Below are 21,236 nucleotides of genomic sequence, written 5' to 3'. Positions count from 1 at the left end.
ACAGAATGATGAAGGGCTGCCAGCGAGCAGAGGCAGGTGCTCTAGCCTACCTCTTGTCGCTGGCCGCGCCCAGCCGGCGAATCAGTCAGGCGAACCTTTGCGCAGCTGCACCGGCTGCAGCTCTTCCTTACGGGCACGAGCACGAGCCGAACGCATGCGAATATTGATCGCCTCCACCGCCAGCGAGAAGGCCATGGCGAAGTACACATAGCCCTTGGGCACGTGCACGCCGAAGGCTTCGGCGATCAGGACGGTTCCGACCACGATCAGGAACGACAGGGCGAGCATCTTCAGACTCGGGTGTTTGTCGATAAAGGCGCTGATGGTGCCGGCCGAAAGCATCATCACTATCACCGAGATGACGATGGCGGCAATCATCACCGGCACGTTGTCGACCAGGCCGACCGCGGTGATCACCGAGTCCAGGGAGAAGATGATGTCGATAATGGCGATCTGCACGATGATCCCGATAAAGCCGTAGGCCTTGCCGCCGGCCGGCTGGCCATCCTCTTCGCCTTCCAGGCTGTGGTAGATCTCCGCCGTGCTCTTGAACAGCAGGAACAGGCCGCCGAAGAACAGAATCAGGTCACGCCCGGAGAAGCCTTCGCCGAAGACCTGGAACAGATCGGCGGTCAGGCGCATCACCCAGCTGATCGACAGCAACAGCATGATTCGCGTGCCCATGGCCAGGGCCAGGCCGAAAAAGCGCGCCTTGGGTTGCTGGGCCTTGGGCAGACGGCTGACCAGGATCGAGATAAAGATGATGTTGTCGATGCCGAGGACGATTTCCAGGGCGGTCAGGGTCAGAAAAGCGACCCAGAGTTCAGGGTTGGCCAGCCATTCCATAGGGGTTAGATCTCGAGCTTGCGGGGAGCGGGAAGTTCGCCATTACGCCAACGGCGCACGGCTTTCTGGAAGAACAGACTGTTGGGCACCTGCACCCAGGTGCCAGGCGCATCGCCACTGAGGTCTTCCAGGGTGGTGTAGAACAGGTTGATGTCCACAACCCGGCCTCTGACCCCGGGCTTATCGGCACTCTCGATCACCTCGACGCAGTCGCCAATGCGGAACGGCGTCAGAACGAAGATCAACAGCGCGCAGAACATATTGGAGAGCACGCTCCAGATGGCGAAGAACGCCACCGCCGCCACCGCGACAAATCCGCTGAGTGCCGCCCACAGCACCTGCGCGGAAACGCCCAAACGCTCCAGCACCAACATCAAGGCACTGCCGATGATCAGCCAGCGCAGACCGCCCCGCAGCGGCAGCAAGAGCCCTGCGGGCAGCTGCGGGTAACGCGCAGCCAGACGACCCAGGCCGCGCGCCAGCAAAAATTGCAGCAGCCAGGCCAACAGCAGAATCAGCAACACCTGAGCGCCACCCAGCAGCGGCTCGCGGTAGACGCTCAACCATTCCCAGCTGGCGCTACTCAACTGGCCGCCTCCAGCTCGGCCTGCAAGGCCTCGAGGGTTTCCAGCGCGTGCAACCAGCGTTCTTCCAGGTCGGCCTCATGGCTCTTCAGCTTGGCTTGCTCGGCCAGCGCGTCGCGCAGTTGATTCTTGCTGGTCGCCTCGTAGATCGCCGTGTCGCCCAGCCGGGCCTCCACCGCCGCCAGGCGCTCATGCAGTTGGCCGAGCTCCTTTTCCAGTTGGTCGGCGGCCCGCTTGAGCGGCGCCAGCTGCTGGCGCAGCGCCGCGGCGGCCTGGCGCTGGGCGCGTTTGTCGGTCTTGTCCAGGTTGCTTTCGGCGCTGCTGACGGGCGCCTGCCTGCTCCGGAAGTCCGCCAACCAGCGCGCATAGTCTTCGAGGTCGCCATCGAACGGCTGCACCCGGCCATCGGCGACCAGGAGGAACTCATCGGTGGTACTTTTCAGCAGATGCCGATCATGCGAGACCACCACCACCGCGCCGGAGAATTCCTGCAGGGCCATGGTCAGCGCCAGGCGCATCTCCAGGTCGAGGTGGTTGGTCGGTTCATCGAGCAGCAACAGATTGGGCTTGCCCCAGGCGATCAAGGCCAGGGCCAGGCGCGCCTTTTCGCCACCGGAAAAGTTCAGCACCGGCTCGTCGCAGCGCGGGCCGCGGAAGTCGAAACCGCCGAGAAAGTCGCGCAGAGTCTGCTCGCGTTCGGTCGGGGCCAGGCGCTGGAAGTGCAAGAGCGGGCTGGCCTTGTCGTCGAGGGCGTCGAGCTGATGCTGGGCGAAATAGCCCACCGCCAGGTTCTCGCCACGCTGCAGGCGGCCGCCGATGGGTTGCAACTCGCCTGCCAGATTCTTGATCAGGGTCGATTTACCGGCCCCGTTGGGTCCGAGCAAGCCCAGGCGCGCGCCGGGCGCCAGCTGCAGCTTGACCTGTTCGAGCACCGCCTTGTCGCCATAACCGAGGCGGCCTTCGCTCAAGTCCAGCAGCGGGCTGGAAATCTTGCTGGCCTCGCGAAAGCTGAAGTCGAACGGCGAGTCGACATGCGCGGCGGACAGCTCCTCCATGCGCTCCAGCGCCTTGATCCGGCTTTGCGCCTGGCGCGCCTTGGTCGCTTGGGCCTTGAAGCGGGCAATGTACTTTTCCATGTGCGCGCGCTGCGCCTGCTGCTTCTCGAACGCCTGCTGCTGCTGGGCCAGGCGCTCGGCGCGGGCGCGCTCGAAGGCCGAATAGCCGCCGCGATAGAGGGTCAACTTGCGCTGCTCGACATGGGCGATGTGATCGACCACCGCATCGAGGAAGTCGCGGTCGTGGGAAATCAGCAGCAGCGTGCCGGGATAACTCTGCAGCCAGCCCTCCAGCCAGAGGATCGCATCCAGATCCAGGTGGTTGGTCGGCTCGTCGAGCAGCAGCAGGTCGGATGGGCACATCAGCGCCTGGGCCAGGTTCAGGCGCATGCGCCAGCCGCCGGAGAAATCGCCGACCCGGCGATCCATCTGCGCACTCTCGAAACCCAGGCCGGCGAGCAATTTGCGCGCCCGCGCATCGGCACTGTAACCGTCGAGGTTATCCAGCTCGGTGTGCAGGCGCGCAATCGCGACGCCATCGTGCGCCGCCTCGGCCACCACCAACTCGGCCTGCACCCGGCGCAGCTGCACGTCGCCATCGAGCACATAGTCCACCGCCTGGCGCTCGACCGCGTCGATCTCCTGGCGCATATGGGCAATGCGCCAGTCGGCGGGGATCAGGCAGTCGCCCGCGTCCGCGCTGAGTTCGCCGCGCAACAAGGCGAACAGGCTGGATTTGCCGGCGCCGTTGGCGCCGATCAGACCGGCTTTCTGGCCGGGATGCAGGGTCAGCTCGGCGTCTTCTAGCAGACGCTGGGGACCACGCTGTAAAGTGAGGTTCTGGAGTCGGATCATAATGGCGGCGGAGTCTACCAGAGTCGCCCGCCGCACACCCGGAAAGCACCATGCATCCTGACCTGTGGCGATTCGCCGAAGACCTCTATCGCCGCCCCGGCGTCGAGAGCGCCTGCCTGCACCTGCAGAGTCGGGGTGGCGATATTTGCCTGCTGCTCTGCGGCGCCTGGCTCGGCCGCCGCGGCGTGGCCTGCAGCGCCGAACGCGCCGACGGCCTGCGCGCCATCGCCCAGCCCTGGCAGCGCGAGGTGGTCAGCGTGCTCAGGCAGATCCGCCAGCAATGGCGCGCCGCCGCCCACCGCGACCGCGCCCTGACGGCGCTGCGCGAGCAGATCAAGCAACTTGAACTGGCGGCCGAACGCGAACTATTGCAGCGCCTGGCGTCAGCCAGCCATGCCTGGCCGAGCGACGGCGCCGAGCACATCCACGACTGGCTGCACGCGCTGGCCCCCGTCAACACGGGGGCCAACCGCGACGCACTGCATCTGCTGCGCGCCGCAGCCCTGCAACCTTAGGACGCGGTAGGCGGGGTGCCGGCGGCTGCGGCGGGCACTGCTGGCGAGCTGACCACCGGCTCTGCCGCCGCGGGCTTGGCGGCCGCTTTAGGAGCCGGTTTCGCCGCAGGCCGAGCCACGGGCTTAGTTGTCGGCTTGGCTGCAGCTGGCTTAACCGCAGGCTTAGCCACCGCGGGCTGGGTTCTGCTGGCGGCCGGTTTTTTCGCTGCCGGCTTGGCCGCTGCTTTGGCGACAGGTTTACTGGCTGCAGGGGTAGCGACCACTGGCTTCGCCGTGGACTTGAGCGGCGCCTTGCCGGCCGGTCTCGCGGCGGCGGGCTTGTTTGCGGCAGGCTTACTGGCCGCCGGCTTGGCCGCTGCTTTGGCAACCGGTTTGCTGGCTGCCGGCTTGGCCGCGGATTTGCTGGCGACCTTGGCAGGCGCTTTGCTCGCCGCCGGCTTGCTCGCGGTCTTGGCTGCTGGCGTTTTCGCCGCTGCCGGTTTAGCCGCAGGCCTGGCGACTGCCGGCTTGGCCTCACGACGGCCCAGCGCCTTGCTGGCAGCCTCCTTGACCTTGCCCACGCCCTGGGCGAGTTTCAGGCTTTCCTGGGCGTCTCGTTTGAGTCCGACGATGTAACCGCGGGTCTCGCTCTGCCGCTCCTTGAGGGTATCGAGCAAATCTTCCAGCTCGGCAACGGCGTCCTTGGCTTTGGCCTGCGCCTTGGCCTTGCCCGCCACTGCCGCATCCTGCAACTTGACGCGGGCCTTGTGCAGTTTTTCCTGGGCCTTGCCGCGCTGCTTCTCCAGCTTGCCAAGCAGCTTCTCAGCATCGATCAGTGCGCGCGAACACGCCTCTTCGAGGTGTTCTAGCAGGCTGCTGGAGAGTTGCTGGAGCAGGTGCAGAGGGGTATTGACCGACTTCTTGGTGTTCTTTGTGGCCGACATGGCGCGCCTCCAGGCGGGTATGGGTGCAGCCCATACTAGACGCCTGGCTCGCCAGTCGCTAGCGCCCACATTGCGCCCGAGCGCACGCCGGGCACAAAGCCGCCGCCGTCGGCAGAAGGCTCAACCCCCCACACCTTGATTGCATGTATTGGGCCCGCAAGCGCCGGCCGATAGCGCGGCTCTGGCCTACGATCGAGGCTTGGGCGAACGACAGAGCGAGGGCGCTTTGCTCAAGCGCCCTCGCCCATGTTCCAAGCGAACCGGCAACGCTCATAGTGCGCTGCTGCCGGAGGAGTACTGGCCCGGATGGTCGAAGCCGGAACCGCTCGACCGCATCGACTGGAGCCCTGCTGGCAGGTGGTTGAAAACCGCCGGCTAGGTTATGGAAGCCGGAGCCTGCTGCCGATGAGCGTTATGCAGCACTTCGATCAGGCAATCTTCCAGTTCGAAACGCTCATGCAACAAGCGCCCCAAGTGCTGGAGCTCTTCAGCCAAGGACACGCTATCGCGACAATCGCCATTGTCGCAGCGATCGTTGAATGCCAGAGCCACCTCGGTGATCACTTCAATGCGCGGATAGATCTGCTTGGCCAAGTCGAGGCCACGCTGATCGTCAAAGGCCTTGGCTTCATTGGTGAGCTGCTCATAGACCTCGAAGTGCCCGGCGGACACGTAGTCGACCAGAATTTCGCAGAACCTCTGCAGGGTTTGTGCATTGGTAGCGGGGGCTTGCGGGGCGCTACTGATGGCCGCATAGGCTCCCACCAACTCCTGGCGCTCCTGCAACCAACGGTCGATCAGCAGGTGAACACCACCCCAACGTTCCTGGGCGTTCTGACAACTATCGAGCATGATGGCCTCACTTCCCTTATCGGTATTGCTGTTATACGTCCGATCCGAGACGGTTTTTTTGTCAATCGGCACATGGTCTTGGAAAAACAACCGCGAAACGGCAATTTTCCGGCGGCGCTTGCGAGCCAGATTATGCCCGCGAACCTGCGCCATCAAGGCGCTCAGTCCAGAAATTTCATACGAGCGTTTAATCGGTGTTCCGCGCGGCGCCTGGCTTACAGAAACTCAGCCGAACCCCCTCCACGCTCGCTTGCACTACAACATATGCAGACCGACTTGCCCAGCATGGGTTTATCCATCGGACCATCCCATGATCGACATCAAGCGGATCGACACACTAACAGGCCATGCCGCGCCGCCTGCCGCTGGGCAAGACGCCAAAACGCCCGAACATGCTGCTGGCGCAGGAATAGGCCCGCCGCAACAGCGGCATCAGCGCGCACAAGCGCATGGCGAATAAGTCCGGCCCCTGTCAGCTGGCGAGTGGGGCCGGCAAAGGCAGGCAGTTCAGTCGCTGATCGAGCAAGCCCAAGCCTTCCTGAAACAGACGATTGCTCTGCTCGGTCTCGCCCAACCGGGCCAGCAGGCGCGCCAACTCCGCACAGGTTTCCGGGTGCCGCTGAAACACCAGGCTAGCCTCGAAATATTCTTTGGCCTTGCCCCACAGCTGGCACTGCAGACACAGCCGCCCCAGCGTCAGCAACAGGCCCGCATCGCTCGGCTGCTGCTTCAACCAAGCCTCGGCCGTTTGCAGCTGGCGGCCCGGATCGCGCCCCCGAAGCAAGCCATAGAGTCGCACCAGACCACCGTCATAGCTGCGCTTGAGTGCGCCACGCAGTAACTCTTCGGCTTCGGGCTCAGCGCCCAGCACGCGCAATTGCTCGGCATAGGCAGCCAACAACTCAGGCTCCTGACGGTGCGCCGCTGACAGTTGTTGCCAGGCCTGCGCCAGCGCCGCCAAAGCGTCCTGGCCGCCGCCGCCAACCCGACCGGCAGCCGCCAGCCGACCGCACCAGGCCTGGCGCTCCAGCTCGGCCAACTGGGCATCATCCTGGGTTTTGCTCTTGCGTAACTGCGGCAGCAAGCCAAGCAACGCCGACCAATCGCCGCGCTGCACATACAGCTGCTGCAGCTGACGCAAGACCAGTTGGTGCTGGGGATGACGCTCGCCCATCACCTGCAAGGTCTCCAGCGCCGCGTCGGCCTGACCACGCGCCACTTGCAATTCGGCATGGGTCAGGGCGATGGCCAGCTCGGCTTGAGGCTGACGCTCGAGAGCCTGCTCCAGCAACCGATCGCTGTCTGCATGCTGCCCCAGCTGATGCGCTGCGCGGGCGGCCCCCAGGTAATACGCCAGGGGCTGCTCTTCGCCTTCGGCGGCTCGGCGCAAATGGCGCAAGGCATGCGCCCAACGGCCTTCGGCCAGATCGAGAAAGCCCTGCTCGCGAGCCAGGCGCACGCGGCGACGGCCATGCAAACGCGACCAGGGATTAACCAGTCCTCCCGAGGCGACCAGCAGGCGCAACAACAGACGCAGCAGGTAGAGCGCCAGCCAGACCACCGCGAGCAACGCCAGGAAAGCCCACAGGCTCGACTCATAGCGAAAGCCCTGGTAGGCGAACAACACGTAGCCCTTGTGTTCGGCCACAGCCAGGGCGAGCAAAGCCAGCCCCGCAGCGACCGCCAACACGGCGAGCAGCAGATAGACGCGCTTCATGGGCCAGTCTCCTCCACGTTCGGCGCCGCCTCTACCGGCAGCTCACTGAGCGCTGCGGCACTTTCGACCCGCTCACGCGCCGACTGCTTGCGCTGGATATAGGCCTGCACGGCGTTGAGTGCAGCACTCAGATCGGGGGCGACCACCTCGACAGGTTGCTCGAGCAACTCCTCGAAGCGGGCGCGCAAGGCACGACTGCTGGGGTTCTCCAGATCGAAATGCGCATCCAGCACCTCGCGGGCCTGCACCAGCGCCTGTCGATATACCGGGGTCTGCCCATGCAGCGCCGCCCACTGCGCTTGCTCCAGGGCCAGGCTGAGCGCCAGACGTACCTGGGTCAGGCTCTGCCCGGCGAGCAACGGGCGAATATTCTGATCGGCGCTGAAGTCGATACGAAAATACTGCGACAGCGTCTCCAGCCACTCGGCCCACCAGCTGCTGCCATCGCCCTTCGCCGCCAGATCGCTGAGCACCCCGCCCGCACTGGCGAAGGTCGGGGTCAGCGCATGCAACTGCGCCGCCTGCTCACGCAACGCCGCCAACTGGAGGAACAACCCGGTGCGATCGGGATTGACGGTTGCACGCAACGCCTCGAGGCTCTTGGCCAGCTGCTCGCGCGCGGCGAAAGCGGCGGGATCGTCCTGCCCGCGGAGAATCTCGTCGGCGCCCTGCACCAGCGCTTCGGCGCTGTCGATATCCTGCAAGGCCGACAGGCGCAGACTGGCAAGACGCAACAAATGCTCGGCCTCGGCCAGGCGCCAATCCTGACGACTGGCGCCGAGCACCGTTTCCAGACGCTGGTTGAGCAACTGTTGATCGCCTTGCAGCTGCGCGATCAGGCGGCGGCGCGCATCCAGCTCATCGGCAGCGGGCAATTGCTGCAGGCGGACGTCAATTTCACGGGTACGCTGCGTCAGGGTTTCGGTCTGCACGCGTGCCGCGTCCAACTGAGCGAGCTGCAGCTGATCACGCGCCTCCAGGCTGCGCATCTGCCACAGGCTCCAGCCCCCCACCGCCACGCCCGCGGCGCCCAACAACAGTGCCAGCAGAACCAGACGATTGCCGCGCGGCGATGGTTCTGCCGTAGGGCTTGGCGGCGCAACAGCGGGCGCCTCCGCTGCCGACGGTTGTTGCTCTTCGGGGTTAGTCGCTTCGCTCACGTGTCCATCCTTTGCATCAGAGGTCGGGGGCAGGTTGCGCTTGCAACGCCGCCAGCAACGCCGCAGCACTCGCACCGCGGCAATCCACAATAACGTCGGCGCCAGCAGCCCGCGCCTGCTCGGCCACACGCGGGCTGGGCACGAATAAGGGTAGCCGAGCCAGCGCCGGCCAGTGCGCGCCGGCCAACTCCAGCAAATGGCTAAAGCCCTGCCCACTGCTGACCACCAGGCCATTCAAGCGTTCCGCCTGCACCCGCTCGGCCAGTGCCGCGGGCGGATACGACGGCAACAGCCGGCGGTACAGTGACAGATAGTCGACCTGCACACCTTGACCGCGCAAGCGCTCGGCGAGCAGTTCGCGGCCACCTTCGCCACGCAGAATCAGCACCCGAGGGGTGAACGCCGCAGCCAGCACCTGCTGCAACTGCGGCAGAGCCAGCAACGCCTCGCTGTCATCGCCCTGTTCGGGGTAAAAAACCGTCAGACCGTAATGCTCGAGTATCTCGGCAGTGGCTGCGCCAACACTGAACCAGGGCGGTTCGGCCAGCGGTTGCGGCCGATAGCGGTCGAGCAATTGCAGGCCCAGCCGCGCCGCCGGCTTGCTCACCGCGATCACCGCACAATAACGCTCCAGCGCGAGGATGGTCGCGCGCTGCTCCGGCGTCTCGGCCAGGGCCTCAATCGCCAGCAACGGCAGGCTGCTACTGAAAATACCCCGCTCGGCCAGGGTCGCGGTCAGGGCCGCGCACTCCTCGGCCGGGCGGGTCAGGAGCAGGCGCCAGTGGCTCACTCGGGCTCGGCCTCAGCGTAGATGGCCTGCAGGATGTCCGCGGCGCCCTGGGCCAGCAGTGCCTCGGCGACTTGCACGCCAAGCGGCTCGGCCTGCGCCGCCGGCGCGCGATTTTCCGCCCGCAACAGCACGCCACCATCCGGCTGACCGACCAGCCCGCGCAACCACAATTGCTCGCCTTCGAGCACCGCATAACAGGCGATTGGCACCTGGCAACCACCGTTGAGCCGCTTGTTCAGCGCCCGCTCGGCCGTGACGCGCAGCGCGGTCTCGCGATGGTGCAGCGGTGTCAGCAAGGCATGGATCTCGGCATCGGCGCTGCGGCATTCGATCCCCACCGCGCCCTGGCCACCCGCGGGCAGGCTGTCCTCGACACTCAGCGAAGAACGAATGCGCTCGGCGAAACCCAGACGAATCAGGCCGGCCGCGGCGAGGATAATAGCGTCGTACTCGCCGGCATCCAGCTTGGCCAAGCGGGTATTGACGTTGCCGCGCAGGAACTGGATCTTCAGGTCGGGCCGGCGCGCCAGCAACTGCGCCTGGCGGCGCAAGCTGGAGGTACCGACCACGCTGCCGGCCGGCAGTGCATCCAGGCGGTCGAAACGATTGGAGACGAAGGCGTCGCGTGGATCCTCGCGCTCGCAGATGCAGTACAGGCCCAGGCCTTCGGGGAAGTCCATGGGCACATCTTTCATCGAGTGCACGGCGATGTCGGCCTCGTTCTCGAGCAAGGCGGTTTCCAATTCCTTGACGAACAATCCCTTGCCGCCGATCTTCGCCAGCGGCGCATCGAGCAGCTTGTCACCGCGACTGACCATCGGCACCAGGCAGACTTTCAGACCAGGGTGAGCCAGCTCCAGGCGGGCCTTGACGTGTTCGGCCTGCCACAGGGCCAGGGCGCTTTTACGGGTGGCGATACGGATTTCGCGGGACATGGGCAATTCCAGAAAACGGACTGCCGAGGATAATAACAGGCTCGCCGGCCGCAAGCCCCTAGCTCGAATGGCTCCCGACTACGCACCAAGCCGCTAGCAGGCCGTTGAAAAATGTAGGCGAGGCAGCCGAGGCTAGGCAAAAACAGGCGAAAAAGCGCAGTTTACGGGTTGTAAATGAGCATTTTGAGCCTGTTTTTAACGACGCATCGGCAACGCAGGGAGTTTTCCAACGGCCTGTTAAAGGTGATGCATCAACTTGCGCACCCCAGCCACATGCCGGCGACTGACGATCAGCGCGTCGCCATTGAGGCCCTTGAGGAACAGCTGGAAATGCCCGAGCGGCGTGCGTTGCAAGCGTTCGATGCGCTCGCGGGCGACCAGGGCGTTGCGATGGATACGGACGAATCGATCGCCAAACTCGTCTTCCAGCGCCTTCAGCGGCTCGTCCAGCAACACTTCGCCGCCGGCATGGCGCAGGGTCACGTATTTATGGTCGGCGATGAAGAAAATTACCTGATCGAGCGGAATCAACTCGATGCCTTTGCGGGTGCGCGCACTGATATGGCTGCGCGGACCGACACCGCTTTCCGCCGCAGGGCGGGTCAGCGCGGCGAGCTGCACCCGGTTGGGCCGCTCGGCCTTTTTCAGCGCCTCGCTGAGGTGCTCCGCGCGCACCGGCTTGACCAGATAGCCCACCGCGCTGACCTTGAACGCTTCCAGGGCAAATTCGTCATGGGCCGTGCAGAAGATCACCGCCGGCGGCGCTTCGCGCTCGCAGAGTTTGGCCGCGACCTGCAGGCCATCCAGGCCCGGCATGCGGATATCCAGTAGCACGACATCCGGCTTCAGGCTGTCGATCAGGATCAGAGCCTCTTCGCCATTGCTCGCAGCCGGCTCAAGGACACGGTAGCCATCGAGCTCGCCGACCATGCGGCTGAGGCGCTCGCGGGCCAGGGGTTCGTCATCGACGATCAGGACATTCATAAGGCACGGCCTTCCTGCGTGAGTCTCGCACATGGATAGCGTAGACAGGTGAAGTGGCGGCCGTCACGGCGCTCCACGCTGAGACTGGCCCGCGGCCCGAAAAGTGCCGCAAGGCGCGCATCGACATTACCCAGCGCCTGGCGCGTCCCACGCGAAGGCGGCTGCTCGTTTGGCTCCTCATAAGGGTTGCTGACGCATAACTGGAACACCCCATCGCTATAGCTCGCCTCGACACGCACCAAGCCACCCTCGATGCGCGGCTGGATGCCATAGATCAAGGCGTTCTCCAGCAAGGGTTGCAGCGTCAGCTGCGGAATCGGCAAATCGTTCGGCACATCGACTACCTCCCATTGCAACTGTAGTCGCTCGCCAAGACGATAGTGTTCGATCGACAAATATCGTTTGGCCAGCGCCAATTCCTCACTCCAGGGCACCAGGCTGCCGGGTCTGGCCAGGCTGGCGCGAAACAGGTCGGAAAGATCCAGCACCGCCTGTTCGGCCTTGAACGGGTCGACCACCACCAGGCTGGCGATACTGTTCAGGCTGTTGAACAGAAAGTGCGGGCGGATCCGCGCCTGCAAGGATTCGATGCGCGCGCGCAGCTCGGCCTGCTCCTGCCGCCGCCATTGGCTCTGCAGATAGAAATAGCGTAGCAGCAGCGCCGACATGATCATGCTGATCAAGGCGTGGCGCAGGTAAAGATTGAACTCGCCAGCCTGTGGCAGCGGCCCGCCAAGGTCGTAATAATCGGCCACCGCGGTGCAGCCGAGGGTCAGCCCGACCACGATCAGGCAGCACAGCACCCCGGCCAGCGCCGCCCGCCAGCGCGCCAGCAAGGGCCGCAAACGACACAGCAGCGCCGCCGACAGCAGCAGGTTCCATTGCACGAACAGCGAGGTCAGCGCCAGGCGCACCCAGTCGAAGCCGGGCGCCATCGGCTCGGCCAGCACCAGCACCAGCACCAGCAGCTCGGCCAGCAAGACCATGCTCAGCAGCGCTTCCGGCTCGCAGAGTTCCGGGACGAAGAAGTCGTCGCTGGGCGCCGTCATGTTTTTATTGTTCATCCATTGAGTCTCCATCGGCGCAGTTTCCCCGTGGCCCGGCCGGGCGGCAAGCGAGCCAGCCCCAGTCGGGCAAAATAAAACGCTGAAATGCGGCCTACCTCGGCAAACTGTGATCCGCACAACAGCGCCCAAGCTGGCGTCACCCCAGCGAGCGACAAACCGGCACGGCGATTTTGCTTGCCAGCCTGTTATTATCGACGGACTTTTCCGCCACGCTGGCCGCCACCTGCGGCCCGCCTTTCTTAGCGCACCAGCCGAGCGAAACCCATGAGCACTGAAAAAACCAATCAATCCTGGGGCGGCCGCTTCAGCGAGCCGGTCGACGCCTTCGTCGCCCGCTTCACCGCCTCCGTCGAATTCGACAAACGTCTGTACCGCCACGACATCATGGGCTCCATCGCCCACGCGACCATGCTGGCCAAGGTCGGCGTGCTCAGCGACGCCGAACGCGATGCCATCGTCGACGGCCTGACGCAGATCCAGGGCGAGATCGAAGCCGGTCAGTTCGACTGGCGCACCGACCTGGAAGACGTGCACATGAACATCGAGGCGCGCCTGACCGACCGCATCGGCGTGACCGGCAAGAAGCTGCACACCGGCCGCTCGCGCAACGACCAGGTGGCCACCGACATCCGCCTGTGGCTGCGCGACGAGATCGACCTGATCATCAAGGAGATCACCCGCCTGCAACAGGGCCTGCTTGAGCAGGCCGAGCGCGAAGCGGCGACCATCATGCCCGGCTTCACCCACCTGCAAACCGCGCAACCGGTGACCTTCGGCCATCACCTGCTGGCCTGGTTCGAAATGCTCAGCCGCGATTACGAGCGCCTGCTCGACTGCCGCAAACGCACCAACCGCATGCCGCTCGGCTCGGCGGCGCTGGCCGGCACCACCTACCCGATCGAGCGCGAAGTCACCGCCCAATTGCTCGGCTTCGACGCCGTCGGCGGCAACTCGCTGGACGGCGTGTCGGACCGCGACTTCGCCATCGAATTCTGCGCCGCCGCCTCGATCGCCATGATGCACCTGTCGCGTTTCTCCGAAGAGCTGGTGCTGTGGACGTCCGCGCAGTTCCAGTTCATCGACCTGCCGGATCGCTTCTGCACCGGCAGCTCGATCATGCCGCAGAAGAAGAACCCCGACGTACCCGAACTGGTGCGCGGCAAGAGCGGCCGGGTGTTCGGCGCACTGATGGGCCTGCTGTGCCTGATGAAGGGCCAGCCGCTGGCCTACAACAAGGACAACCAGGAAGACAAGGAACCGCTGTTCGACGCCGCCGACACCCTGCGCGACAGCCTGCGCGCCTTCGCCGACATGATCCCGGCGCTCAAGCCCAAGCACGCGATCATGCGCGAGGCGGCGCTGCGCGGTTTCTCCACCGCCACGGATTTGGCCGACTACCTGGTGCGCAAGGGCCTGCCGTTTCGCGACTGCCACGAGATCGTCGGCCACGCGGTGAAATACGGCGTCGACAACGGCAAGGATCTGGCCGAGATGAGCCTGGACGAACTGCGCCAGTTCAGCACCCAGATCGAGCAGGATGTGTTTGCGGTATTGACCCTGGAAGGCTCGGTGGGCGCCCGCGACCACATCGGCGGCACCGCACCGAACCAGGTACGCGCCGCAGCCCAGCGCGGTCGCGAGCTGCTCGCCGGCCGCTGACAGCTGCTGTTCGGTGACGGGGCGCAGGCCCCGTCCCGCTTCCTGCCGGAGCTGCGCAATGCACCCGCGAAAACCGCGCCTGCCCTTCGCCAACGCCTGGTTCTTTCCCGCGGCCGCACTCTATGCGGCGCTGCTGCTACCCTGGTCGGTGTTGACCATGCTCGGCCTGGTCCCCGTTCTGCCCGGGCTGGCCACCCCGGCCGGACATGCCCATGAAATGCTCTTCGGTTTCGCCCTGGCGGTAATTGCCGGCTACCTGCTCGGCCCGCAGCCGATGCGCCTGACCCTCGCCCTGCTCGGCTGCTGGCTACTGGCGCGCCTCGGCTTCCTGCTCTGGCCGGGATCCTGGCTGACACTGCTGAGCGCCGCGCTGTTCGGCGCCGGGTTGGCCTGGAAGGTCGTGCCGCGCTTTCTCGGCGCCGCGAAGAAATGGCGCAACCAGATCGTCGCCCCGGTCGTCGCCGGCCTGAGCCTGCTCAGTGCCGTCGCCAGCAGCGGCTTCAGCCAGCCCCTCGCCCTGCCCCTGCTGAGTGAAGCCCTGCTGCTGATCGCCGTGCTGCTGTTCTTCATGGGGGGGCGGATCATCGCTCCGGCGCTTGCCGGGCATGCGCAGAGCGAGGGACGTCAGCTGGCGGCACGCGTACAACCGCAGCTCGAAGGCGCCGGGTTGATCCTGCTGTTGCTCGCTCTGCTGTTCAACCTGCCGCCCTGGCCACTGCTCGAACCTCTGGTTGGCGGGCTGCTGGTCGCCGCCAGCATACTCGCGGCGATCCGCCTGCTGCGCTGGCAACCCTGGCATTGCGGCAAACGTGTGGATCTGCTGGTTCTGCTGCTCGGCTACGCCTGGCTCGCCATCGGTCTGCTGCTGTTCGGGCTGAGCAGGCTGCTGTCAGCGCTGCCGGTGACGGCAACGTTGCACGCCCTGAGCATCGGCGCGCTGGGCAGCCTGACCTTTGCGGTAATGGCGCGCACCCGGCTGATCTATCGCTTCCGCGACGCCAACGCCCGGCGCTGGATCCATCCGCTGGCTCTGCTGCTCAGCCTGGCCGCACTGGCCCGGGTGCTGCCGCCACTGCTGGGCCTGGAGCAGCAGGGCTGGTTGCTGTTCGCCGCGACTTGCTGGGCGCTGGCCTATCTGGCACTCGCGGTGCTGCTCTGGCAGAGCCGCGATGCCCATCCCGCCAGCCCGCGCTGCAGCTTGGCGGAGCGCTGAGAAACGGATCATCTGTCGCTTTCCGTGGGAGCGGACGTTGTCCGCTATCGCCGCGAGGTCGCGCCTCCTACAGGGATTTGTGGTGCCCGCTGCTTTTGTAGGAGGGCCGCCCCGGCGCGATGCTTTTGATGATTGAGCGCACGTTGGGGGTGCCGCGACACCAGCCGGCACGGCCTCAGAAGGAGCGCGTGGCGCCTTGCGCCAACTGCTGCAGATAACCGAGGTCGCACAGCTCCCAGGCGCGCTGGCGCCCCCGCACCAGGCCGCGCTGCTGCCATTCGGAAAACAGCCGACTCAGCGACTCCGCACGGATGCCCAGGTGGGCGGCCAACTGGCGCTGATTGATCGGCAGGCCGATGGCGGCGCCCTGGCTGCGTTGCAGGTTCAGCAAGTAGGCCGCCAGCCGCTGCGCGGCCGAGCTGGAGGTGAGCCAGTCGACTTCATTGACCTGCCGATAGAGGCGCTGGCCGAGGCTTTCCAGCAGGCGCATGGCCAGCGGCGGATACTGTTCGCAGGCACTGCGCAAGGCCGTGCGGCTCAAGCGGTAGGCCACTGTGGTGGATTGTGCCCTGGCGTTCATCGGGTAGCGGCCGTGGGCCATGAACATCGCGGCATCGCCGACCAGTTGCCCGCTGCCGAACAGCTGGAACACCCGCTCCTCGCCATCGGCGGTGAACCTGAACAGCTCGACGCAGCCGTGCTGCACCAGCAGGCAGTGCCCGGCGCGATCGCCTTCGCGGAACAGCAGTTCGCCGCCCGCCACCTCCTGCCGGCCCCGCGGGCTGAGCAGCGGGGCGAACAGCGCTTCGGGCAAATCGGCGAAGAATGCATGGGCGCGCAACAGCTTCAGGGCGTCGAGCCGGTTAGCCGGCGACTTGATATTTGTCATGTGCGAATCCCGTGACGGCTGCGAATATTTGCGAATGAAGATAAGTCTAGTTCGCATTAACATCAATCCGGTTCGTCGTCTGCTCCTCGGCGCAACCGGGCTGCTGCTCATCTCCCTTAGCCTGCACGGCAGCGCCACCCCGCCGCGCGAAGAGGTCGTGCGCCTGGCCGGTCCGGCCGCGGTGGTGAGCTTCCCGCTGCTGCACATGGTCGACAGCGGGGCACTGGCCGAGTTCGCCGAGCGCGTCGAGTTCCGCCTCTGGCAGAACCCGGATCAGCTGGGCGCATTGCTGGCCAACGACGCCATCGATTTCACCGCGGCGCCGAGCAACCTGCCGGCGCTGCTGGCCAACCGCGGCCAGCCGGTGCGCCTGTTGAGCATCTCGGTGTGGGGCATCCTCTGGCTGGTCAGCCGCGATCCGCAGATCAAGGGCTTCGCCGACCTGGCAGGCAAGGAATTGCTGCTGCCCTATCAGCGCGACCTGCCGGCGTTGCTGGTCAACGAACTGCTGCGCGCCCATGGCCTGCGGGCCGGCGAGGATCTGCGCCTGCGCCATGTGCGCGACAGCCAGGATGCGCAGGCGCTGCTGCTGGCCGGGCAGGCCGACCACGTGCTGCTGGTCGAGCCGGCGGTGTCGCTGCTGCTGTGGCGCAACCAACAGCAGGGCGGCGCGCCGCTGTACCGCGCGCAGAGCCTGGAGGCCGCCTGGAATCAGGCCTTCCCCGAACAACCGGAGCTGCCCCAGGCAGGCCTGATGGCCAGCGCGCGCGCCGCGCGCAAGCTCGAGCTGAGCCAAGCCGTGGAACGCGCCTATGGCCACTCGGCGCGCTGGTGCGCGGGCGATCCGCAGGCCTGCGCCGAACTGGTGCAGCGCCATCTGCCGCATCTGCCGGTAGCGGCCATCGCCGCCTCGATCCGCGCCACCCGCCTGGACAGTCGCCCGGCCCACGAAGTGCGCGGACAGCTGGAAGCGCTGTATCGGCTGCTCGGCGAGCACAACCCGCAGGCCATCGGCGGCCGCCTGCCCGCGGCGGAGTTCTACGGGCCATGAAACTGCAGAGACAACGCCCCACCTCGCGCTACTGGGCCGTCCTCGGCGTGCTGTTGCTGGTGATCGCCTGGCAGCTCACCGCGCAACGCCTCGGCACCCTGCTGATGGCCACCCCCTGGCAGACCCTGCAGGCGCTGGTGCAACTGCTCGGCAGCGAGGAGTTTCACCAGCATGGGCTGGTCAGCCTGGGGCGCATCGGCCTGGGCGTCGGCCTGGGCTGCACCCTGGGTTTCTGCCTCGGCGTGCTGGCCGGTCTGGATGCGCGCCTGCGCGGTCTGCTGGAGCCGCTGCGCTGGTTGCTGATGGCGGTTCCGCCGGTGGTGGTAGTAGTGCTGGCGATGCTCTGGTTCGGCCTCGGTTCGGCGATGGTGGTGTTCATCAGCGTGCTGATGCTGGCGCCGGGGATGTACGTGAACACGGTCAAGGGCATGCTGCTGGTGGATCGCAGCCTGATCGAGATGGCCCATGTCTATCGTCTCGGCCCCTGGCAGCGGCTGCGCCATCTGTACGTGCCGGCGCTGGCCGCGCCCCTGACCGCCGCCCTGTTGATCGCCGCCTGCGGCGGGGTACGCCTGGTGGTGATGGCCGAAGTGCTGGGCGCCGACAGCGGCGCCGGCTTCGCCCTGGCCAATGCCCGCAGCACCTTCGACAGCGCCGGCTTGTATGCCTGGACCCTGCTGCTCCTGCTGCTGGTGGCCGGGCTGGAGTTCAGCCTGCTGCAGCCCTTGCAGCGTTACCTGAGCCGCTGGCAGGTACCCGCCCATGCTTGATTATCGCGACGTCCACCTGCAGCTGGGCGGCCGGCCGGTGCTGGACGGTTTCGACCTGCGCCTGGAGGCCGGCGAGCGGGTCGGCATCCTCGGCCCCAGCGGCGCCGGCAAGAGCAGCCTGCTGAAGCTGATCGCCGGGCTGCTGCCGGCCCAGGGCGGGCAGTGCCGCAGCGACTTCCACCACGTCGTGCTGGTGTTCCAGGAACCGCGCCTGCTGCCCTGGTGCCGGGTCGGCGAGAACCTGGAGATCCCCCTGCGCGCGGTCGGCCACGGCGCCGCTGCGGCGCGCCGGCTGGCCCTGCACTGGCTGCAACGGGTCGGCCTGGAGCAGTACGCCCAGGCCTGGCCGGGCCAGCTGTCGGGTGGCATGGCGCAGCGTGTGGCGCTGGCCCGGGCCTTCGCCGTGCAGCCGGAGCTGCTGCTGCTCGACGAACCCTTCAGCGCCCTCGACCCGGCGTTGCGCGGCGCGCTGACCCAATTGTGCCGCGAGGGCCTGGAACACACCGGCGCGACGCTGCTGTGCGTCAGCCATCACCCCCACGAATTGATCGAATTGGTCGATCGCTGCGTGCTGCTCGACAGCGGCCGGGGACGCGGCTTCGGCATCGCCGCACCCGGCGATGCCGAGGCGCGCCGCGCGACCGCCAACAACCTGCAAAGCGTCCTGCTGAACCTGGAGTCGAACCCCTCATGAGTTACCCGATCCTGCACACCCTGCACCTGTTCGCCGCACTGCTGTTCATCGGCACGGTGTTCTTCGAGGTGCTGATCCTGGAAAGCGTGCGCAAGCATGTGCCGGCCGAGGTGATGCGCCTAGTCGAGCAGGGCATCGGCCGGCGCGCCCGGCGATTGATGCCCTGGGTTCTGCTGGTGCTGTTCGCCGCCGGCCTGGGCATGGTCTGGTTGCGCTACTGGCCGGCCTTGAGCGCGCCGCTGGCATCCTCCTTCGCCACCCTGTTGACCCTGAAAATCCTCCTCGCCTGCAGCGTGCTCGGGCACTTCTTCAGCGCCATGTTCCTGCTGTGGAGCGGGCGCATGAATTCGCGCTACTTCCGCCGCATCCACCTCAGCGTATTCAGCCACATGGTCGGCATCGTCCTGCTGGCCAAGGGCATGTTCTACCTGAGCTGGTGATCCGTCTCCCTTTCGCCGTTACCTGGAGTCCCTCATGTCCCATCCCGCTCTGCCCAGAACCGCACTCAGCCTGGCCTTGTCCGCGGCGCTGCCGTGCATGGCGCTGGCCGCCGATATCACGGTGCTGGACGCCATGACCGTCAGCGGCCAGCGTCAGGCGGCCCCGCTCGGCGCCTCGCTCGAGCAGGAACGCCGACGCCTGGCGCGCGTGCCGGGCGCCACCAACCTGGCCGAGCCGCAGCGGGAAACCCGCCTGGCCACCCTGCGCGATGCGCTGGACTACCAGCCGGGCATCGTCATCCAGGACTTCTTCGGCGCCACCGACCAGCCGCGCCTGAACATCCGCGGCTCGGGCATCCAGAGCAATCCGCTCAACCGTGGCGTGCTATTGCTCCAGGACGGCCTGCCGCTCAACGAGGCCGACGGTTCCTTCGTCATCGGCCTGCTGGAACCGCGCAACAGCGCCCTGATCAGTGCCCGCCGCGGTGCCAATGCGACCAGCCCCGGCGCCACCACCCTGGGCGGCGAGCTGGACCTGCAGTCGCTGACCGGCGCCGACGAAAGCGCCCGCCTGCGCCTGGACGCCGGCAGCTTCGGCCGTTATGGCCTGCAGGCCGCGGCCGGCATGCAGCAGGGCGACCTGGATGGACGGGTCAGCGTCAGCCAGGATCAGTACGATGGCTACCGCCACCACTCCGCCTCGCATCGCAGCATCGTGCAGAGCAACTTCGGCCTGCGCCTGGCCGATGGCATCGAGAACCGCAGCTACCTGTCCTGGAGCGACCTGACCTTCGAGGTCCCCAACGTCATCCCCAAGGCCCGTCTGGAAGACGATCCGCGCAGCGTCCTGGGCGACGGCAACTCGCCACAAGACAAGCTGCTCAACGTCTACCGCCGCGACCCGCACCGCGACACCCAGCAGCTGCGCATCGCCAACCGCACGCAATGGGGCGACGAGCGCCTGCGCCAGGGGTTCGGCGTCTATGCCCAGCACACCGACGACGACTTCACCGACCCGCTCAGCCACACCCTGACCGCCAGCGAGACCCTGGGCGCGCAATGGCAGCTCGATGGCAGCTGGCAAAGCCTGGACTACCGCCTGGGCCTCGGCTGGTCGCACAGCGACATGGCCCGCGAGTTGTACGCCAACAGCCCGCAGGATGGCCGGCGCCTGCAGCGCTACGGCGACTTCGACCTGGCGGCGGAGAACCGCGACCTGCTCGCCGGACTGGATTGGCACTTGGCGAGCGACTGGACCCTGGTCGCCGAGACCAAGTGGAGCGCCGTGCGCCGCGATGCGCGTTCGGCCAATGCGGGTCCCCGGCTGGATCAGGACTGGAACTACTTCACGCCCAAGCTCGGGGTGAACTGGACGCCAACCCCGGCGCAGCGCTGGTACGCCAATATCAGCCGCAGCCACGAGGCGCCGACCTTCTGGGAAATCGTCAGCGGCACGGTGTCGCCGGCCAATCCGGCCATGGCCCGCGCCGAACTGGTGCAGCTCGATGTGCAGCGCGCCACAACCGTCGAGGTCGGCGGCCAGGGTCGCCTCGGCACCAGCGCCTGGAGCCTGGCGCTGTACCGCAGCGAGGTCGACGACGAGCTGATTTCCACCAGCGACAGCCTGGGGGTCAAGGTGGGCACCTACAACTACGCCAGCCGCACCCGCCACCAGGGCATCGAGTTCGGCCTCAGCGGCACCCTGCCGGGGCTGAACCTGGCGGTCGCACCCGGCGAGTTCGCCTATCGCCTGGCCTGGACCCTGAGCGATTTCCGCTTCCGCGGCGGCGAGTTCGCCGGCAAGCGCATCGCCGGCGTGCCGCGCCAGGTGCTCGGCGGCGAGCTGCTCTACCGCAGCGGCGCCTGGAGCGCCGGCCCCAACCTGCGCTGGATACCCCGGGACACCCCGACCGACCATGCCAACACGGCCGACAACTATCAGGACGCCTACGCCCTGTGGGGCTTCAAGGTCGAGTACCGGGCCGATGAGCAGCTAAGCCTCTATCTGCAGGGTGAGAACCTCAGCGACGAGGTCTACGCCAGCAGCTTCGTGATCCGCAATCGTGCCAACGCCAACCAGCCGACCTTCCTCTCCGGCAATGGCCGCAGCCTGGGCGTGGGTCTCAACTACCGCTTCTGAATCCGGAGCTTGGGCGTATGACGCCGACGTCTGGACAACGACGGCGTCCTGCAGCGGTCGCGAACGAATCGAACGCCGGCGCGAGCGTTATTCCCGG

General features: G+C 66.4%; 19 protein-coding genes and 1 pseudogene. 8 read left to right on the top strand and 12 right to left on the bottom strand.

Annotation, left to right across the window (positions count from 1 at the left end):
* Positions 1 to 81 precede the first annotated feature (81 nt).
* The 3 genes from P8H27_RS07150 to abc-f are packed head-to-tail and all read right to left on the bottom strand — an operon-like array spanning position 82 to position 3,340.
* Positions 82 to 846: a TerC family protein gene (locus P8H27_RS07150; RefSeq protein ID WP_289636348.1), complete on the bottom strand. Its 765-nt coding sequence runs from the start codon at positions 844 to 846 to the stop codon at positions 82 to 84.
* 5 nt (positions 847 to 851) lie between these two features.
* A complete protein-coding gene (locus tag P8H27_RS07145; RefSeq protein WP_289636347.1) occupies positions 852 to 1,433 on the bottom strand; it encodes a mechanosensitive ion channel family protein in 582 nt (193 codons plus the stop codon).
* Positions 1,430 to 3,340, bottom strand: coding sequence for a ribosomal protection-like ABC-F family protein (gene abc-f, locus P8H27_RS07140; protein ID WP_289636346.1), 1,911 nt, complete (start codon positions 3,338 to 3,340; stop codon positions 1,430 to 1,432). The genes P8H27_RS07145 and abc-f overlap by 4 nt, the downstream gene beginning before the upstream one ends.
* Positions 3,341 to 3,390: 50 nt before the next feature.
* On the opposite strand from abc-f, the gene P8H27_RS07135 reads away from it, so the two are divergent.
* Positions 3,391 to 3,855 carry a TIGR02444 family protein gene (locus P8H27_RS07135; RefSeq protein WP_289636345.1) on the top strand — a complete coding sequence of 155 codons (465 nt, stop codon included), beginning with the start codon at positions 3,391 to 3,393 and terminating at the stop codon, positions 3,853 to 3,855.
* A gap of 2 nt (positions 3,856 to 3,857) precedes the next feature.
* On the opposite strand, the pseudogene P8H27_RS07130 reads toward P8H27_RS07135, so the two are convergent.
* From P8H27_RS07130 to P8H27_RS07095, 8 genes and pseudogenes are all read right to left on the bottom strand, one after another.
* A pseudogene (locus tag P8H27_RS07130) lies at positions 3,858 to 4,778 on the bottom strand (AlgP family protein); the annotation flags it as partial.
* Between the two features lie 375 nt (positions 4,779 to 5,153).
* On the bottom strand, positions 5,154 to 5,630 hold the full coding sequence (gene rsd / locus P8H27_RS07125) for a sigma D regulator (protein ID WP_289636523.1): 477 nt from the start codon (positions 5,628 to 5,630) through the stop codon (positions 5,154 to 5,156).
* A gap of 472 nt (positions 5,631 to 6,102) precedes the next feature.
* On the bottom strand, positions 6,103 to 7,347 hold the full coding sequence (locus P8H27_RS07120) for a heme biosynthesis HemY N-terminal domain-containing protein (RefSeq protein WP_289636344.1): 1,245 nt from the start codon (positions 7,345 to 7,347) through the stop codon (positions 6,103 to 6,105).
* Positions 7,344 to 8,507 carry a uroporphyrinogen-III C-methyltransferase gene (locus tag P8H27_RS07115; protein WP_289636343.1) on the bottom strand — a complete coding sequence of 388 codons (1,164 nt, stop codon included), beginning with the start codon at positions 8,505 to 8,507 and terminating at the stop codon, positions 7,344 to 7,346. Before P8H27_RS07115 ends, P8H27_RS07120 begins: the two co-directional genes overlap by 4 nt.
* A 16-nt stretch (positions 8,508 to 8,523) precedes the next feature.
* On the bottom strand, positions 8,524 to 9,297 hold the full coding sequence (locus tag P8H27_RS07110; protein ID WP_289636341.1) for a uroporphyrinogen-III synthase: 774 nt from the start codon (positions 9,295 to 9,297) through the stop codon (positions 8,524 to 8,526).
* Positions 9,294 to 10,232: a hydroxymethylbilane synthase gene (gene hemC, locus P8H27_RS07105; RefSeq protein ID WP_289636340.1), complete on the bottom strand. Its 939-nt coding sequence runs from the start codon at positions 10,230 to 10,232 to the stop codon at positions 9,294 to 9,296. The genes P8H27_RS07110 and hemC overlap by 4 nt, the downstream gene beginning before the upstream one ends.
* Before the next feature lie 237 nt (positions 10,233 to 10,469).
* Positions 10,470 to 11,216: a LytTR family DNA-binding domain-containing protein gene (locus P8H27_RS07100; RefSeq protein WP_289636339.1), complete on the bottom strand. Its 747-nt coding sequence runs from the start codon at positions 11,214 to 11,216 to the stop codon at positions 10,470 to 10,472.
* Positions 11,213 to 12,280 (bottom strand): sensor histidine kinase, encoded by a 1,068-nt coding sequence (locus tag P8H27_RS07095; protein WP_289636338.1) that lies wholly within the window; start codon positions 12,278 to 12,280, stop codon positions 11,213 to 11,215. The genes P8H27_RS07100 and P8H27_RS07095 overlap by 4 nt, the downstream gene beginning before the upstream one ends.
* 267 nt (positions 12,281 to 12,547) lie before the next feature.
* On the opposite strand from P8H27_RS07095, the gene argH reads away from it, so the two are divergent.
* Together argH and P8H27_RS07085 are read left to right on the top strand one after the other, a co-directional pair.
* Positions 12,548 to 13,942, top strand: coding sequence for an argininosuccinate lyase (gene argH, locus P8H27_RS07090; RefSeq protein ID WP_289636337.1), 1,395 nt, complete (start codon positions 12,548 to 12,550; stop codon positions 13,940 to 13,942).
* Between the two features lie 58 nt (positions 13,943 to 14,000).
* The gene (locus tag P8H27_RS07085) at positions 14,001 to 15,155 is read left to right on the top strand and encodes an NnrS family protein (protein WP_289636335.1); all 1,155 of its coding nucleotides are present in this window, start codon (positions 14,001 to 14,003) and stop codon (positions 15,153 to 15,155) included.
* 175 nt (positions 15,156 to 15,330) lie between these two features.
* Here the strand turns inward: P8H27_RS07085 and P8H27_RS07080 are convergent, their stop codons facing one another.
* Positions 15,331 to 16,044 carry a Crp/Fnr family transcriptional regulator gene (locus tag P8H27_RS07080; protein WP_289636333.1) on the bottom strand — a complete coding sequence of 238 codons (714 nt, stop codon included), beginning with the start codon at positions 16,042 to 16,044 and terminating at the stop codon, positions 15,331 to 15,333.
* A 34-nt stretch (positions 16,045 to 16,078) separates the two neighbouring features.
* On the opposite strand from P8H27_RS07080, the gene P8H27_RS07075 reads away from it, so the two are divergent.
* From P8H27_RS07075 to P8H27_RS07055, 5 genes are read left to right on the top strand one after another with little or no spacing between them, the layout of a single operon-like run.
* The gene (locus P8H27_RS07075) at positions 16,079 to 17,095 is read left to right on the top strand and encodes an ABC transporter substrate-binding protein (RefSeq protein ID WP_289636332.1); all 1,017 of its coding nucleotides are present in this window, start codon (positions 16,079 to 16,081) and stop codon (positions 17,093 to 17,095) included.
* Entirely contained in the window at positions 17,092 to 17,865 is a 774-nt protein-coding gene (locus tag P8H27_RS07070) for an ABC transporter permease (protein WP_289636330.1), read from the top strand. Before P8H27_RS07075 ends, P8H27_RS07070 begins: the two co-directional genes overlap by 4 nt.
* The gene (locus P8H27_RS07065; RefSeq protein ID WP_289636328.1) at positions 17,858 to 18,559 is read left to right on the top strand and encodes an ABC transporter ATP-binding protein; all 702 of its coding nucleotides are present in this window, start codon (positions 17,858 to 17,860) and stop codon (positions 18,557 to 18,559) included. The genes P8H27_RS07070 and P8H27_RS07065 overlap by 8 nt, the downstream gene beginning before the upstream one ends.
* Positions 18,556 to 18,999, top strand: a complete 444-nt coding sequence (locus P8H27_RS07060) for a CopD family copper resistance protein (protein WP_289636326.1) — start codon at positions 18,556 to 18,558, stop codon at positions 18,997 to 18,999. The genes P8H27_RS07065 and P8H27_RS07060 overlap by 4 nt, the downstream gene beginning before the upstream one ends.
* A 34-nt stretch (positions 19,000 to 19,033) precedes the next feature.
* Positions 19,034 to 21,139: a TonB-dependent receptor domain-containing protein gene (locus P8H27_RS07055; RefSeq protein ID WP_289636324.1), complete on the top strand. Its 2,106-nt coding sequence runs from the start codon at positions 19,034 to 19,036 to the stop codon at positions 21,137 to 21,139.
* Positions 21,140 to 21,236: the final 97 nt, after the last annotated feature.

The organism is Pseudomonas sp. sp1636 (genome assembly GCF_030376615.1).
Classification (GTDB): domain Bacteria; phylum Pseudomonadota; class Gammaproteobacteria; order Pseudomonadales; family Pseudomonadaceae; genus Aquipseudomonas.
Note: the sequence above shows the minus strand (reverse complement) of the source record. Positions and strands in the feature narration are given on the sequence as shown.